14 protein-coding genes and 2 tRNA genes are annotated in these 15843 nt (G+C 70.6%); 5 read left to right on the top strand and 11 right to left on the bottom strand.

Annotated features, from left to right (window positions below; translation table 11 throughout):
- Positions 1 to 50: 50 nt before the first annotated feature.
- Positions 51 to 743: a class E sortase gene (locus tag ABZ404_RS10615; RefSeq protein WP_358834263.1), complete on the bottom strand. Its 693-nt coding sequence runs from the start codon at positions 741 to 743 to the stop codon at positions 51 to 53.
- Between the two features lie 19 nt (positions 744 to 762).
- Positions 763 to 1551 (bottom strand): DUF881 domain-containing protein, encoded by a 789-nt coding sequence (locus ABZ404_RS10610; RefSeq protein WP_358834264.1) that lies wholly within the window; start codon positions 1549 to 1551, stop codon positions 763 to 765.
- Between the two features lie 142 nt (positions 1552 to 1693).
- Between ABZ404_RS10610 and crgA the strand changes: the two genes are divergently transcribed.
- Entirely contained in the window at positions 1694 to 1951 is a 258-nt protein-coding gene (crgA, locus tag ABZ404_RS10605) for a cell division protein CrgA (protein ID WP_358834265.1), read from the top strand.
- Between the two features lie 357 nt (positions 1952 to 2308).
- On the opposite strand, the gene ABZ404_RS10600 is transcribed toward crgA, so the two are convergent.
- Positions 2309 to 3178 carry a rhomboid family intramembrane serine protease gene (locus tag ABZ404_RS10600; RefSeq protein ID WP_358834266.1) on the bottom strand — a complete coding sequence of 290 codons (870 nt, stop codon included), beginning with the start codon at positions 3176 to 3178 and terminating at the stop codon, positions 2309 to 2311.
- Positions 3179 to 3377: 199 nt separating this feature from the next.
- Positions 3378 to 3911 (bottom strand): peptidylprolyl isomerase, encoded by a 534-nt coding sequence (locus tag ABZ404_RS10595; RefSeq protein ID WP_358834267.1) that lies wholly within the window; start codon positions 3909 to 3911, stop codon positions 3378 to 3380.
- Between the two features lie 358 nt (positions 3912 to 4269).
- Here ABZ404_RS10595 and ABZ404_RS10590 point away from each other — a divergent pair, with 358 nt between their 5' ends.
- The gene (locus ABZ404_RS10590) at positions 4270 to 4965 is read left to right on the top strand and encodes a DUF5324 family protein (RefSeq protein WP_358834268.1); all 696 of its coding nucleotides are present in this window, start codon (positions 4270 to 4272) and stop codon (positions 4963 to 4965) included.
- A gap of 83 nt (positions 4966 to 5048) precedes the next feature.
- On the opposite strand, the gene ABZ404_RS10585 is transcribed toward ABZ404_RS10590, so the two are convergent.
- A tRNA-Ala gene (locus tag ABZ404_RS10585) sits at positions 5049 to 5121 on the bottom strand.
- Between the two features lie 151 nt (positions 5122 to 5272).
- Between ABZ404_RS10585 and ABZ404_RS10580 the strand changes: the two genes are divergently transcribed.
- Positions 5273 to 5821 carry a DNA-binding protein gene (locus ABZ404_RS10580; protein ID WP_358837570.1) on the top strand — a complete coding sequence of 183 codons (549 nt, stop codon included), beginning with the start codon at positions 5273 to 5275 and terminating at the stop codon, positions 5819 to 5821.
- A 24-nt stretch (positions 5822 to 5845) separates the two neighbouring features.
- Complete coding sequence (locus tag ABZ404_RS10575; protein WP_358837569.1) at positions 5846 to 7153, top strand: serine/threonine-protein kinase; 1308 nt, start codon at positions 5846 to 5848, stop codon at positions 7151 to 7153.
- Positions 7154 to 7266: 113 nt separating this feature from the next.
- Here ABZ404_RS10575 and ABZ404_RS10570 read toward each other — a convergent pair whose 3' ends face one another.
- Entirely contained in the window at positions 7267 to 8592 is a 1326-nt protein-coding gene (locus ABZ404_RS10570; RefSeq protein ID WP_358837568.1) for a hypothetical protein, read from the bottom strand.
- A gap of 143 nt (positions 8593 to 8735) precedes the next feature.
- Complete coding sequence (locus ABZ404_RS10565; protein WP_003958712.1) at positions 8736 to 8870, bottom strand: DLW-39 family protein; 135 nt, start codon at positions 8868 to 8870, stop codon at positions 8736 to 8738.
- Between the two features lie 210 nt (positions 8871 to 9080).
- On the opposite strand from ABZ404_RS10565, the gene ABZ404_RS10560 reads away from it, so the two are divergent.
- Positions 9081 to 9473 (top strand): DUF6344 domain-containing protein, encoded by a 393-nt coding sequence (locus tag ABZ404_RS10560; protein WP_358837003.1) that lies wholly within the window; start codon positions 9081 to 9083, stop codon positions 9471 to 9473.
- A 327-nt stretch (positions 9474 to 9800) separates the two neighbouring features.
- Here the strand turns inward: ABZ404_RS10560 and ABZ404_RS10555 are convergent.
- From ABZ404_RS10555 to gyrB, 4 genes are all read right to left on the bottom strand, one after another.
- A tRNA-Ile gene (locus tag ABZ404_RS10555) sits at positions 9801 to 9874 on the bottom strand.
- A 108-nt stretch (positions 9875 to 9982) separates the two neighbouring features.
- Positions 9983 to 10555, bottom strand: a complete 573-nt coding sequence (locus tag ABZ404_RS10550; protein ID WP_358837004.1) for a DUF3566 domain-containing protein — start codon at positions 10553 to 10555, stop codon at positions 9983 to 9985.
- Between the two features lie 87 nt (positions 10556 to 10642).
- Positions 10643 to 13255 carry a DNA gyrase subunit A gene (gene gyrA / locus ABZ404_RS10545; RefSeq protein WP_358837005.1) on the bottom strand — a complete coding sequence of 871 codons (2613 nt, stop codon included), beginning with the start codon at positions 13253 to 13255 and terminating at the stop codon, positions 10643 to 10645.
- Between the two features lie 44 nt (positions 13256 to 13299).
- Complete coding sequence (gene gyrB, locus ABZ404_RS10540; RefSeq protein WP_358837006.1) at positions 13300 to 15363, bottom strand: DNA topoisomerase (ATP-hydrolyzing) subunit B; 2064 nt, start codon at positions 15361 to 15363, stop codon at positions 13300 to 13302.
- Positions 15364 to 15843 lie beyond the last annotated feature (480 nt).

Raw genomic sequence — 15843 nt, 5'->3', positions numbered from 1 at the left:
CCGACGATCGTTACCGCACCAGACTAAGGGGCGGCGCCGTGGACAGGGGCTCAGCCGGTCAAAGCCGGTGGCCTGCCCCGGGCCGCGGGCCGGGTGGAGTCGAGGTGGGCCCAGGCGATCAGCCGGTGGCTGCTGCCCCATTCCGGGTCGCAGGTGGTGAGGGTCAGATAGCGGCCCGGGGAGCGGAACGGCGACTTGGCGGGGACCGGGTCGATGACGCCGACATCGCTCGGCACGGTCCGGTAGGGCCGGTTGTCGAGGCGGTAGGTGAACCAGGTCGTCCCGTCGGTGAGCACCACCGCGTCGCCGGGCCGCAGCTCGGGGAAGTCCTTGAACGGGTCGCCGTAGGTGCGCCGGTGCCCGGCCACCGCGAAGTTGCCCGGCTGTCCGAGCCGTGTGGTGCCGGCGTAGTGCCCGAGGCCCTTCTGGAGGTCCTTGACGCCGGTCCCCTCCAGCACGGGCCTGTGCCAGTGCCTGCCCAGCCTGGGGATGTACATGACCGCGAAGGACGTGCCCTCGGTGTACGGGGCGGGGGCGGGCGGCCCGGTGCTCGGGGGCGGGCTCGCGGCGGGGGCGCGCGCCCACTGGTGGCGCAGGTCGGAGATCTGGCTGTCGGCGGCGTTGTCCGCCTTCACCCCGGTCCAGTACAGGACGTACACGACGAAGAGGACGATCAGGGTGCCGGCCGTGAGGCACAGTTCGCTGAGCGTCCTGACGACCAGCCGCACCGGGTCCCCAGGCACCGGGCCGCCCCCTCCCGCGCTATCCCACCGGTTTCGCGTAGTGGAGATCCACTGTGCCCGAGTAGCCGGGCAGAGTCATCGCCTTGTGCTCGTCGACTTTCCAGCCGAGTCCGTACGCCTTCACATACAGCTGGTAGTTCTGGATCGCCGGGGAGTCGGTGAGCGCCCGGCGCAGCTTCCCCAGGTCGCCGACGGCGCTGACCTTGTACGGGGGTGAGTAGACGCGGCCCTGGAGGATCAGGGTGTTGCCGACGCAGCGCACGGCACTGGTGGAGATGAGCCGCTGGTCCATGACCTGGATGCCGCGGGCGCCGCCCTGCCACAGCGCGTTGACCACGGCCTGGAGGTCCTGCTGGTGGATGACCAGGTCGTTGGGCTGGGGGGCGGGGTAGCCGGGGGCGGCCGTGGCGTTGGGCGGGGCGTCGTTGAGGGTGACGGTGAGCGCCTTGCCGGCGACCTTCTCGGTGCCGGCCGCGTCCTTGAGGGCGGCGAACTGCCGGTCCTCTGCCTGGGTGGAGCCGTTGTCGCGCCGGGCGAGGGCGTCGACGTCGTCGCGGACGGTGGCGGTGGACTGGTCGAGCTCGGCGTTCTTGCGGCTGCGCTGCTGGATCAGGTCGGAGAGCTTCAGCAGCGAGGCGTCCGTACGGATGTTGGTGCCCTTGGCGGTGTTGAAGCTGGTGACGAAGATGAGTCCGGCGAGGGCGAAGACGGCGGCGGAGAGCAGCCGGACGGGGCGGGCGCGGAAGCGGCGGCCCGGGCCTGCGGGCTCGTGGGGGAGCCCTTCGGGGGAGTCGGCTGAATTGCTCAACGTACCCTTATCTCCTTCGGCGCCACGGAAGCACTACGCTAACGGACGCCTGGGGGCAGCAGTGATCCCCGGTTGCCCCTCCGCCGCCGCCCAGCCACAGTTCCCTGCGCGGTCACGCAGCGCATCGACAGGAGTGTTCCTCGTGCCGAAGTCACGTATCCGCAAGAAGGCCGACTTCACGCCGCCGCCGGCGGCGAAGCAGGCCACCGCCATCAAGCTGGGCAGCCGGAGCTGGGTGGCCCCGGTGATGCTGGCGCTCTTCCTGATCGGGCTCGCCTGGATCGTCCTCTTCTATGTGACCGAGGGCGACCTGCCGCTGAAGTCCCTCGGGAACTGGAACATCGTGGTCGGCTTCGGCTTCATCGCCGGCGGCTTCGGTGTCTCCACGCAGTGGAAGTAGCGCCGTCGAGCAGCTCGGCCGGGCAGCGGGGCCGTAAGGACGCGTCCGGGTGGGCGCGGCTGAAGTAGCTGGTCCACAGCCTCCTCGTCAAGCCTTGCCCACAGGTTATCCACAACGCTATCCACACTGGGGAAAAGGTCAGACGATCTGTGGATAACCTCCGCCGTGTTGACGCCGGTGTGACTGCACTCTTCCACACCGTCCCACGGCCCGCCCCTTGTCCTTGCTGGGAAAACCCAGGTCAGCGACAAGGGGCACAGCTGTTCCCCACCGGGTGCACAAGATCCGGCACACACTGTGGACAACCTTGGGGGAAAGCCCGACTCCGTGTGCCCGACCGGGCGGCCGGCCCGGAGCTCAGGTGAGCGCCGCCGTCCTGGCTATGACGATGGCCAGGACGGCCAGCAGGACCGCCGCGCACGTCCCCCACTGGATCACCGCCCGGCGCTCGCGGGGCGCGTGGACCATGGCGTACGCGATCACCGTGCCGCCGACCAGGCCGCCGATGTGGGCCTGCCAGGCGATTCCGCCCCAGGGGTTGAAGGTGATCGCCAGGTTGATCACCAGGAGCCCGATCAGCGGGCGCAGGTCGTAGTTCAGCTTGCGCATCAGCACGGCGGTGGCGCCGAACAACCCGAAGATCGCCCCGGAGGCGCCGAGCGAAGGGGCGTTCGGCTCGGCGAGCCAGTACGTCAGGGCGCTTCCGGCCAGTCCGGAGACAAAATAGAGCGCCAGATAGCGCGCCCGGCCGAGCGCGGCCTCCAGCGGCCCGCCGATCCACCACAGGCTGAGCATGTTGAAGGCGATGTGCATGGGGCCGCCGTGCAGGAACATCGAGGTGACCAGGCGGTACCACTGGCCTTCGGCGACGCCCTGGGGCGAGTCGGACCCGGGGGTGGAGGCCCGCCCCAGCATTTCGTACGCGGCCTCGAACGTGTCCCCGATCGCCAGCTGGAGCAGAAAGCCCACCAGGTTCAGCCCGATGAGGATCTTGGTGAGCAGATGGGGGTCGCCGGGTGCGATCGCCGCGCCCGCCATCGTGCGCGGCTGGTTGGCCGTCGGCGCGTGGCCGGTGCCCGAGCCGCCCCGGACGCACTCCGGGCACTGGAATCCGACCGAGGCGCTGACCATGCACTCCGGGCAGATCGGGCGCTCGCAGCGGGTGCAGGTGATGCCCGTCTGCACGCCCGGGTGCCGGTAGCAGCTCGGCAGGCTCGCCTGGTCCATCGGGCTCCTTGTGCTCGGTGTGCGCGGGTCGCGGTACGCGTTCTTCGCGCGAGACGGCAAGCGGTCCGCCCCGCACGTCAGTCATACGGACGGGCGGGGCGGTTTGGTTCCCCCCGAAAGGGTGCCGTCGGTACGGGCGCGCGGCCGGAGCCCTCGCGGGACCGGCGCCCCCCGCCGCCGGACTCAGACCTCGCGGGACTCAGCCCTCGCGGGACTCGACGACGACCGACTCGATCACCACGTCCTGGACGGGGCGGTCGGTGCGCGGGTTGGTCGGGAGGCTCGCGATGGCGTCCACGACCTTCCGGCCGGCGGCGGAGGAGACCTCGCCGAAGATCGTGTGCTTGCGGGTCAGCCACGCCGTGGGGGACACCGTGATGAAGAACTGCGAGCCGTTGGTGCCCGGCCCCGCGTTCGCCATGGCCAGCAGGTACGGCTTGTCGAAGGCCAGCTCCGGGTGGAACTCGTCGGCGAACTCGTACCCCGGACCGCCGGTGCCGTTGCCCAGCGGGTCACCGCCCTGGATCATGAAGCCGCTGATCACGCGGTGGAAGACGGTGCCGTCGTAGAGCGGGTCCGTGGTCTGCTTGCCGGTCGCCGGGTGCGTCCACTCGCGCTCGCCCTTGGCCAGCTCGACGAAGTTCCTGACCGTCTTGGGGGCGTGGTTCGGCAGGAGCCGGATCTCGATGTCCCCTTGGTTGGTCTTCAGGGTGGCGTAAAGCTGCTCGGCCACGGTCTGCCTTCCTTTGGTCTGCACTGACGTCCCACGATCCTCGCACGGAGGACGCCGCGGCAGGGAAACGCCGCCGTGTGCCGCCGATCCCGCCGAACAGCCGCGGCGCGGGGCCCCGCCGTGGCATCGTCGGACGCGAACTCCCCGCCCCGCCCTCGCGCCGTCGTGCCGTCCTTCTTCGCGAAGCCGGCCCGTACTTCTTCCGAAGTCGATCCGTGTGACCCGGATGCCTTTCCGCGCATGCCGGGTACCCGTCCGACAGGCATGATTTCGAGATGGGTGGAAAGGCGACACTGTGCTCATTCCGGCGACAACCCACCGGACCGCCCTGAACCCCGCCACCAAGGAGGAGGATCACGTGACCCGCATGGAGAGCGTGCGCGCCGCGACCGGCTCGGCGAAGGAGAGCGTGCTGCACGCCGCGGAAGTGGTGGCGCCCTACGCCGACTCGGCCAAGAACCAGGCCGCGCACTACGCGCACGAGACGCGCGTACGGCTCGCGCCCAAGGTGGCCAAGGCCGCCCAGCAGGCCCGCAGCCAGGCCCAGCAGCAGTACGGCTCGTACGTCGCGCCGCATGTGCCGCCCAAGGTCGACGAGGTGGCCCGGGAAGCGGCGGCCCGCTCCCGCCGCGCCGCGCGCCAGGCGGCCGAGTACACGGCGCCCCGGGTCAGCCAGGCGGTCGCGGCCGCCCAGCCGGTCCGCGAAGAGGCGATGGCCCGCTCCGCGGCCGCGATCGCGGCGCTGCGCGGGCAGGTCACCCCGCGCCAGATCGAGAAGCTGGTGAAGAAGCAGCGGCGCCGGGCCCGCGCCGGACGCCTGGCCAAGTACCTCGCGGTCGCCGGCATCCTGACGGGTGGCGCCGTCGCCGCCTGGAAGTGGTGGGACAAGCAGGCCAACCCGGACTGGCTGGTCGAGCCCCCGGCCCCCACCGAGGTCGCCGAGCCGACCCCGCTGAGCGCCGTCGACGGCAGCGGCGGGGCCCTGGACCCGGAGGTCGAGGCGAAGGAGGCCGAGGAGGCCGAGTTCGGCGAGGAGCGCGGCGGGGGCCACTGACCCCCTGCCTCGGCGGTACACAGCGAAACGGCGGGTGCCGTGGACCGGATGAACGGTCCACGGCACCCGCCGTCGTCGTGCTGTGGAGCCTAGGGGAGTCGAACCCCTGACATCTGCCATGCAAAGACAGCGCTCTACCAACTGAGCTAAGGCCCCGGAAAGGTGATGCGCAGACCAGAGTACCGGGTGGAGACGGGTATCCCGCAAAAAGATGGGGACTCCCGGTGGGCGACCACTCTCCGTAAGATGCTCGTCGGGGTTCGCGGCAGCGAAGCGCCTCGATGGGGAAGCGATGGGGAGACGCGCAATGGACGCAACGCAACAAGAAGCGACCGCAAGAGCGAGGGAGCTTCAGCGGAGCTGGTACGGAGAGCCGCTGGGGGCGCTCTTCCGACGACTGATAGACGACCTGGGACTGAATCAGGCCAGGCTCGCCGGCGTCCTCGGCCTCTCGGCCCCCATGCTGTCCCAGCTGATGAGCGGTCAGCGCGCCAAGATCGGCAACCCGGCGGTCGTCCAGCGCGTCCAGGCCCTCCAGGACCTGGCCGGCCAGGTCGCCGACGGCAGTGTCAGCGCCGCCGAGGCCACCGACCGGATGGACGAGATCAAGAAGTCCCAGGGCGGTTCCGTCCTCACCAACACCGGGCAGACCACGACGAGTTCCGGTGCCCCCACCGTGCGCCGCGTGGTGCGCGAGATCCAGTCGCTGCTCCGTTCGGTGGCCGCCGCCGGGGACATCATCGACGCCGCCGACACCCTCGCCCCGGCCCACCCCGAGCTGGCAGAGTTCCTCCGGGTGTACGGCGCCGGACGCACCGCGGAGGCGGTCGCCCACTACGAGGCGCACCAGAGCTGACGGCCATGGGGGCGGGGATGTCGGGTGGGTGAGGTCTTCGCCGGTCGGTACGAACTCATCGACCCGATCGGCCGCGGTGGCGTCGGCGCCGTCTGGCGCGCCTGGGACCACCGCCGCCGCCGCTGTGTGGCGGCGAAGGTCCTCCAGCAGAGCGACGCGCACACCCTGCTGCGCTTCGTCCGCGAGCAGGCCCTGAGGATCGACCACCCCCATGTGCTGGCCCCGGCGAGCTGGGCCGCCGACGACGACAAGGTCCTGTTCACCATGGACCTGGTCACCGGCGGCTCGCTGGCCCATCTGATCGGGGACTACGGGCCGCTCCCGCCCCGGTTCGTCTGCGTCCTGCTGGACCAGCTGCTCTCCGGTCTGGCGGCGGTCCACGCCGAGGGCGTCGTCCACCGCGACATCAAGCCGGCCAACATCCTCCTGGAGGCCACCGGCACCGGGCGGCCGCATCTGCGGCTGTCCGACTTCGGCATCGCGATGCGCAAGGGCGAGCCGCGGCTGACCGAGACGAACTACGTGATGGGGACGCCGGGGTACTTCGCGCCCGAGCAGATCATGGGCGCGGACCCGGACTTTCCGTCCGACCTGTTCGCGGTCGGCCTGGTCGCGCTGTATCTGCTGGAGGGTCAGAAGCCGGACGCCCGGGCGCTGGTGGAGTACTTCGCCACGCACGGCACGCCGGGAGCCCCCCAGGGCGTTCCCGAGCCGCTGTGGCAGGTCCTGGCGGGTCTGCTCCAGCCGGACCCGCACGTGCGCTTCAGGACGGCCACGGGAGCGCGCAAGGCGCTGGCCTCGGCCGTGGAGCTGCTGCCGGACGCCCTGCCCGACGAGGAGCCGGTCGAGGTCTTCGACCAGGTGGGTCCGCTTCCCGAGGGGTTCGTACCGCGCGAGCTCCCGCCGGTCCTGCGGCACCCGCGGACGTCCGGGACGCCCCAGCACGCGGCCGGGGCCCCGGCCGGGCCTGCGAGCCCCTCACCGGGGCAGGCGCACGGTCAGGAACGGCCGGATCACCAACCCGGCCGCCCTGTGCACCGGTTGCCGACGCCCACGCCCTCCGCAGCGGACGGATTCCCGCCGGTCCCGCCCCCGTATCCGCCGTCGTCCACCCCCACCCCCGTCACCAGGCGGTACACCGGCCGGAGCGCGCAGGCTCCCGCTCCCGCGCCGGTCCCCCAGCCCGGCACGCCCCCGCCGCCGGGGCCCCTCACCCCGCCCCCCGCGGCCCGGCACAAGCGCCCCGGGGCGCCCCCGAAGGCGACGGTCCCGGTCCTGCTGCTCGCTCTGCTCTGCTTCGCCGTCGGCTTCTGGGCGCTCAGCCAGGTCTGAGGGCGACGGCGACGCCGTACGGACGGCGCTGCGCCCGGTGGCGCCTCCGCGCCCGGTGCCGGCGGCCTCGTCCTTACGGACGCCCGTGCCTGTAGGCCCGTGCGCCCAGGCGCTCAGCCCCGACCCGCCGAACCCGCACGCCGCCGCGCCACGACCGTCCGCACCCCGGCCCAGAGCACCAGCAGCGTCCCCGTCCCGATGCCCGCCGCCGCCAGCAGCCGCATTTTCGTCGAGTCGCCGTCGTGCCCCGTGGCGGCCGGGCCCGCGGCGGGGGCGGTGGTCCGGCCGCCGGGCGCGAAGTCGGGCGCGGCCCCTTCGTACGCGGGACCCGGCCCCGCCCGGCCCTGTACCCCCACCCGGAGCGTCACGGGGTACGGCCCCGCGCCGAGCGTCCGGGCGGTCTCGGGGCTGAGGCTGACCGCCAGGTAGTGGTCGCCTCCGAAGCGCAGCGCGCCGACCTGGCCCGAGGTGGAGTAGCGGTTCCGGTACGCGACCGCCGGGAGCGGCGGGAAGGAGACGGACGCGGGCGTGCCGTCGTATCCCATCTCCGCGTCCGCGACCTGGCCGAGCGCCGGGTTGTAGAGCTGGAAGTCGATGGCGTGGGGCACGTATCCGCTGCCGGTGGCCCGGCCCAGGTCGGCGGTGGCGAAGAGCTGCTGCCCCCAGCCGACCGGGACGCGGTAGAAGAGCGTGGTGCCGGGCCTGAGCGTGTCGCGCCAGGCGCCGGAGCCCAGCCGGGGCGCGTCGGCGAAGCCGGTACTCCCGTGGGCCGTGTGCGCGGACGGGGAGGGCGCGGAGGGGGAGGCGGTCGCCCATGTCGTGGGCGCGGCCGTGGGCTCCGGGGCCGTGAGTCCCGGTTCCCTCACGTGCCGGAGTTCCAGCCCCCACGCGCCGGGCGCGGAGGCCGCGTCCCCGATCCGCCGGACCAACAGGTGGTAGGGGCCCGCCGTCTGACAGGACGTCCGATGACCGGCCGTGCCCCGTGAGACGTACGCGGCGACCGGCCTCGGGTACTGGGGCGAGCCGAAGGTCGCGCGGCCGGTGTCGCAGGTGTTGCCGTCGCGGTCCTGGAGGGTCAGCTCGATGCCGTCGCCGAAGACCACCTCGGCGTCCGGCTTCGGCACGACCACGGCCGACACATAGGCGTCGCCGGTGGCGCCCAGATCGACCTGGAAGTACGCCTTGGTGCCGGGCTCGAGAGCCGAACGGTAGACCGCTCCGGCCGCCAGGCGGGGCGCGTCCCGGCCGGTCGCGGCGCCGGCGACGGGCTGGGCGCGGGGGTCGTAGCGGTAGGGGCTCTCAGCGCGGTCCGGGCGGTGCTGCCGGGGCCCTTCGGCCGCCCGCGCGCCCTGCCCGGGGAGGGCCGTCAGCGTGCAGAGCGCCACGGCCACGGCGCCCAGGGCGGCCACGGCCCGGCCCTTCCCCCGCTGGTTCCTCATCCTGCCGCGCCCCCTTCAATTTTGCTTCCGCAAGCCATTGATTCGCGCAGGTGAACCCGTGGGGCCGGAACCCCGGGGCCCATGACAGCACAGAGCCCCGGCCGCGTCGGCGGCCGGGGCTCTGCAACGGGACTCTGTGGGGCTCACACACCCGAACCTGCGGGCACGGAGTCGGTCGCCTCCGTCCACAGGTCCTGCTCGGCGCGATCCGCCTGGATCTGGCGGTACACGAGGAGCCCGCCGATGGCGGCCAGTGCGACCAGGAGGAGCTTCTTCACCGCGCGACCTCGTCTTTCCTTGACGTAAGGGACCTCTGCCGCCCGACTATACACACCGATCGATATCAATCGGTGATGGTCCATCCGAGTGCAGTTCATCCGAAGATCCGCCCATAACGGTGCGTCGCGCCCTCGCTCTCCGCCGCTCTTACACATCATGAGATACAACGCAAATCGGGCAACCCGGAACGGCACAGAAGCGAGGAAGTCATGGCAACCAGCAAGCTCACGACGTGGTGGACCGCACTCATCGGCGCGCTCGTCGCCCTCTTCGCCTTCTTCGGCCTGACCGGTCAGACGGCCGCCGCCGCCTCCGTACCCCAGCAGGGCGCCCCGCGCCACCTGGGCGAAGCCGCGGCTCCCGCGACGCCGAACGTGCGATGGGCCCTGCCCAGCGCCTCGGCCCTGCCGCCCACGATGAAGCAGCGCATCCGCGCCGAGGCCCACGGCTCCTCGCCGTCCAGCAGGCACCTGCCCACCGCCCACGACGAGAGCGAGGGCGGCGAAGGGTCCCAGGCCCCCGCCTCCGACGAGGCGGCCGAAGCACCCGGGGGCACGCCGGCCCCCGCCGGGGACGGCGAGGCCCCGCCTCCCTCCTCCTGATCCCGCGCACCGGCTCCTGCCCGAGCCCGCGACCCACGAGCCCGGCGACTCCCCCGAGTCGCCGGGCTTCTTCGTGCGCGTACGTACGTAGTACGTACGCGAAGGACACGCCACCGGGACCACGGCACGGCGGGATACAGCCGGCCCGGCGAAGTCCCGCTTGTACAGCGAAGTCCCGCTGCCCGGCGAAGTCCCGCCGACACGGCGACACCCGCACGACGACCCGCCCGCCCTGCACCCGCGACAGGCCTCCGCCCCGGCTCCCGGACCTGCCCCCGGTACAACGAAAAGGTCCCCGGACGATTCGTCCGGGGACCTTCTGCACTGTGGGGCTAACAGGATTTGAACCTGTGGCCTCATCCTTATCAGGGATGCGCTCTAACCAACTGAGCTATAGCCCCGCCGCGCTCTGCGGGGTGTCCCCCGCGCGCTGACCTCTGAAGATTAGCGCACGTGGGGGCCAGTCCCAAAATCGATGGCCGCCCCCGGTCCGAGCTGCGGCGACCGCGCTACTCGTCCTCGGCCAGGGTGAGCTCGACGCCACCCACGAAACCGGCCGAGAGGTTGTAGATGAACGCGCCGAGCGTCGCCAGCGCGGTGGCGAGCACCACGTCGATGACCGCGATCACCGAGGTGAAGATCAGCACGCGCGGCAGCGACAGGAAGGACTGGAGGTCGAAGCCGTTCGACTCGTTGGAGCCGGTGGCCTCGCTGATGGTCCCGCCCACCGACGAGAAGACGCCCATCGCGTCCATGACCATCCACAGCACCGCCGACGCCACCACCGTGCACACGCCCAGCGCGATGGAGAGCAGGAAGCTGACCTTCATCACCGACCACGGGTCGGCCTTGGCCACCCGCAGCCGTGCCTTGCGCGTACGCGGCGTCGTACGCGCCCCGGTGCGGGGGCGGCGGACGGCGGGGCCGCCACCGCGCTGCTGGCCGCCCTGCGTCCCGTTCTGGGACGTCGGGTAGGCCTGCGGCGGGTGGTACGGCTGTGCGGCACCCGTGGCGGGCTTCTCGCGCTCGCCGGGCAGCGCCCCGTAGTCGGACCGGGCCTCAGGCCCGCGGGTGTCGGTCACCGTTACCCCCTGGGAGTCCGCGGCTGGGCCACGGGCACCGTTCGCTCCGGAAGCGGCCGATCCGGCGCCCGTGGCTCCACTCACGCTTTACTCCTCGTGCTCCCCGGCCGAAGGCTCCATGCCCTCGACTGCGGCCTCGGCAGACTCGCCCTCGGCCGTGTCGATCTCGATCCCCTCGGGACCGTCGACCTCTTCAGCCTCGCGACCGGCTTCGGCGTTACGAGCGATGCCGACGACGGCATCGCGCTTGCCCAGGTTGATCAGTTGGACGCCCATGGTGTCACGGCCCGTCTCCCTGACCTCGTTGACTCGCGTACGAATCACACCACCGCCGAGCGTGATGGCGAGGATTTCGTCCGTCTCCTCGACCACCAGCGCGCCGACCAGCGAGCCCCGGTCCTCGACGATCTTGGCGGCCTTGATACCGAGGCCACCGCGACCCTGGACGCGGTACTCGTCGACGGGGGTCCGCTTCGCGTACCCGCCGTCGGTGGCGGTGAACACGAAAGTACCGGGCCGGACGACATTCATCGAGAGCAGTTCGTCGCCTTCGCGGAAACTCATCCCCTTGACGCCGGAGGTGGCACGGCCCATCGGGCGCAGCGCGTCGTCCGTCGCGGTGAAGCGGATGGACTGCGCCTTCTTGCTGATGAGCAGCAGATCGTCCTCGGCGGAGACCAGTTCGGCGCCGATCAGCTCGTCCTCGCCGCCGGCCTCCGTCTCACGGAGGTTGATGGCGATGACACCACCCGATCGGGGCGAGTCGTAGTCCTTGAGCGACGTCTTCTTCACCAGACCGGACTTGGTGGCGAGGACCAGGTAGGGCGCGGCCTCGTAGTCGCGGATGGCGAGGATCTGGGCGATCTTCTCGTCCGGCTGGAAGGCCAGCAGGTTCGCCACATGCTGGCCGCGCGCGTCCCGGCCGGCGTCCGGCAGCTCGTACGCCTTGGCCCGGTAGACGCGGCCCTTGTTGGTGAAGAACAGCAGCCAGTGGTGCGTGGTGGAGACGAAGAAGTGGTCGACGATGTCGTCCTGCTTCAGTTTCGTGCCCCGGACGCCCTTGCCGCCGCGCTTCTGCGACCGGTAGTCCTCGGTCTTGGTGCGCTTGACGTAGCCGCCGTTGGTGATGGTGACGACGATGTCCTCTTCGGCGATCAGGTCCTCGATGGACATGTCACCGTCGAAGGGCACCAGCTTGGAGCGCCGGTCGTCGCCGAACTTCTCGACGATCGCGGCCAGCTCCTCGCTGATGATCCGGCGCTGGCGCTCGGGCGAGGCGAGGATCGCGTTGTACTCGTTGATCTTCGCCTGGAGCTCGTCGTGCTCGGCGACGATCTTCTGGCGCTCCAGGGCGGCGAGCCGGCGGAGCTGCATCTCCAGGATCGCGTTGGCCTGGATCTCGTCGATGGAGAGCAGGCCCATCAGGCCCTCGCGCGCGACGTCGACGGTGTCGCTGCGCCGGATGAGCGCGATGACCTCGTCGATGGCGTCGAGCGCCTTGAGCAGACCGCGCAGGATGTGGGCGCGCTCCTCGGCCTTGCGCAGCCGGAACCTGGTGCGCCGGACGATGACCTCGATCTGGTGCGTCACCCAGTGGCGGATGAACGCGTCCAGCGAGAGCGTGCGCGGCACGCCGTCGACGAGCGCCAGCATGTTGGCGCCGAAGTTCGTCTGGAGGTCGGTGTGCTTGTACAGGTTGTTGAGGACGACCTTGGCGACCGCGTCGCGCTTGAGCACGATGACCAGGCGCTGGCCGGTGCGGGAGCTGGTCTCGTCCCGGACGTCGGCGATGCCGCCGACCTTGCCGTCCTTCACCAGGTCGGCGATCTTCTGGGCCAGGTTGTCGGGGTTGACCTGGTACGGAAGCTCGGTGACCACCAGGCACTGGCGGTTCTGGATCTCCTCGACCGCGACCACCGCGCGCATGGTGATGGAGCCGCGCCCGGTGCGGTACGCCTCCTCGATGCCCTTGCGGCCGACGACGAGGGCGCCGGTCGGGAAGTCGGGGCCCTTGATGCGCTCGATGAGCGCGTCCAGGAGCTCCTCGTGCGAGGCGTCGGGGTGCGACAGGAACCACTGGGCGCCGTCCGCGACCTCGCGCAGGTTGTGCGGCGGGATGTTGGTGGCCATACCGACGGCGATACCGGCGGAGCCGTTGACCAGCAGGTTCGGGAAGCGCGCCGGCAGGACCGTCGGCTCCTGGTTGCGGCCGTCGTAGTTGTCCTGGAAGTCGACGGTCTCCTCGTCGATGTCCCGGACCATCTCCATGGCCAGCGGCATCAGCTTGCACTCGGTGTACCGCATGGCGGCGGCCGGGTCGTTGCCCGGGGAACCGAAGTTGCCGTTGGAGTCCACCAGCGGCATCCGCATCGACCAGTGCTGGGCGAGGCGGACGAGCGCGTCGTAGATCGAGGAGTCGCCGTGCGGGTGGTACGTGCCCATGACGTCGCCGACGACGCGGGCGCACTTGTAGAAGCCCTTCTCGGGCCGGTAGCCGCCGTCGTACATCGCGTACAGCACTCGGCGGTGGACGGGCTTCAGGCCGTCCCGGACGTCCGGCAGCGCGCGCGAGACGATGACGGACATCGCGTAGTCGAGGTAGGAGCGCTGCATCTCCGTCTCGAGCCCGACGGGCTCGATGCGCAGGACAGGTTCTTCCTCGGTGGGTTCAGTGGTCGCGGGAGTGTTCTCGTCGGCCATTGCTGGTTCTCAAGTCCTTTCGAAGCGGTCAGCGACGGACCGACTCAGATGTCGAGGAAGCGGACGTCCTTGGCGTTGCGCTGGATGAACGAGCGCCGCGCCTCGACGTCCTCGCCCATCAGCACCGAGAACAGGTCGTCGGCCTGGGCCGCGTCGTCCAGGGTGACCTGGCCCAGGACGCGGTGGTCGACGTCCATGGTGGTGACGCGCAGCTCCTCGGCGTTCATCTCGCCCAGACCCTTGAAGCGCTGGATCGAGTCCTCGCGGATCCGCTTGCCCGACTGCTTGCCGAGTTCCACGAGCGCGTCGCGCTCCCGGTCCGAGTACGCGTACTCGAAGTCGTCCCGGCCCCACTTGATCTTGTAGAGCGGCGGGCGCGACAGGTACACGTGCCCGGCCTCGACCAGCGGCCGCATGAAGCGGAAGAGGAAGGTCAGCAGCAGGGTGTTGATGTGCTGGCCGTCGACATCGGCGTCCGCCATCAGAATGATCTTGTGATAGCGGAGCTTCTCGATGTCGAAGTCCTCGTGGACTCCGGTGCCGAAGGCCGAGATCAGCGCCTGGACCTCGGTGTTCTGCAGGATCTTGTCGATACGGGCCTTCTCGACGTTCAGGATCTTGCCTCGGATCGGCAGGATGGCCTGGTACATCGGGTTGCGGCCGGACTTCGCCGAACCACCGGCGGAGTCACCCTCGACGATGAAGATCTCGCACTTCGTCGGGTCGTTGGACTGGCAGTCGGAGAGCTTGCCGGGCAGGGAGGCGCTCTCCAGCAGGCCCTTGCGGCGGGTCAGGTCGCGCGCCTTGCGGGCGGCGACACGGGCCGTCTGGGCCTGGATGGACTTGCGGATGATGTCCGCAGCCTCGTTGGGATTCCGGTCGAACCAGTCGGTCAGGTGCTCGTGCACCACCTTCTGGACGAACGTCTTCGCCTCGGTGTTGCCCAGCTTGGTCTTGGTCTGGCCCTCGAACTGCGGCTCGCCCAGCTTGACGGAGATGATCGCCGTCAGACCCTCGCGGATATCCTCGCCGGAGAGGTTGTCGTCCTTCTCGCGCAGCAGCTTCTTGTCCCGGGCATACCGGTTGACCAGGCCCGTGAGCGCGGCGCGGAATCCCTCCTCATGCGTACCCCCCTCGTGCGTGTGGATGGTGTTCGCAAAGGAGTAAACGCCCTCGGTGTACTGGGAGTTCCACTGCATCGCGATCTCGGCCGAGAGCATGCGCTCCTTGTCCTCGGCCTCCACGTCGATCACAGTCGGGTGGATCAGCTCGCCCTTGCGGGAGTTCAGGTACTTCACGAAGTCGACGATGCCGCCCTCGTAGTGGTACGAGACCGAGAGCGCGCGCTCCTCCTCCGACTCCTCGGCCGAGTCCGCCCCGGAGACGGCCTTGGCCGACTCCCGCTCGTCGGTGAGGCTGATGGTGAGGCCCTTGTTGAGGAAGGCCATCTCCTGGAAGCGCCGCGCGAGGGTCTCGAAGGAGTACTCGGTGGTCTCGAAGACGTCCGGGTCGGCCCAGAACGTCACCGTGGTGCCGCTCTCCTCGACCTGCTCGTGCTTGGCCAGGGGGGCGGTCGGGACGCCGAGCTTGTAGTCCTGGGTCCAGCGGTAGCCGTCGCGCTTGATGTCGACCGCGAGCTTGGTGGAGAGGGCGTTCACCACGGAGACGCCGACGCCGTGCAGACCACCGGAGACGGCGTAGCCACCGCCGCCGAACTTGCCGCCCGCGTGCAGCACGGTCAGGACGACCTCGACCGCCGGCTTCTTCTCCACGGGGTGCATGTCCACGGGGATGCCGCGGCCGTTGTCGACGACGCGCACGCCGCCGTCGGCGAGGATCGTGACGTCGATCGTGTCCGCGTGACCGGCGAGGGCCTCGTCGACCGAGTTGTCGACGACCTCCTGCACCAGGTGGTGCAGGCCGCGCTCGCCCGTCGAGCCGATGTACATGCCGGGTCGCTTGCGGACCGCGTCCAGACCTTCGAGGACGGTGATGGCGCTGGCGTCGTACGAGGCGGTGACCTCGCCGTTCTGGCCGGCGGCAGCGGACGGGGTGTTCTCGTTGGGGTTGCCGGAATCGGCCACGAAGCGCCCTTTCTGGCACAGCACAGCCTTCCCCTGGGCAGGCAGGAGCAGCTGCGTCGTTCAGCGATGGTCAGCGCCGGGCGGTGCCGTTTGGGGGCATCACCCGACCGCGTCATTTCGGTGGGTCCCGCGAGGAGGGCGGGATTATTGACCAGTCTACCGGTAGCGCCGACATGAATGGGGGTTTGCCGGTACCTGAGTCCGCATGTGCCGCCCTGAGCGGGCGGCGACCGACTCCCCATATCCGGGCAGGGGCTCTAAGAGCCTCACACGGGCATTCAGCGCTTCGGCCTGTCAACCTCCGGCTACCGTGAGGGACGCCTCACCCGTACCGCCCGGTTTCCTGCCGCGCGGAGGCCGCCGGACGGGCCCGCGTGAGGGGAGAAGGCTCGGAGCGCCCCTGCGCGCGCGCAGGAAACCGGGCGGTACGGGTGAGGCGTCCCTCACGGTAGCCGGAGGTTGACATGCGTGGACATGCACACGGCGAAGCTGCGGGGGCTCGGC

Source organism: Streptomyces sp. NPDC005878, assembly GCF_040629815.1.
GTDB lineage: Bacteria > Actinomycetota > Actinomycetes > Streptomycetales > Streptomycetaceae > Streptomyces.
The sequence above is the reverse complement of the archived record's forward strand: the minus strand, read 5'-3'. Positions and strand labels throughout refer to the sequence as shown.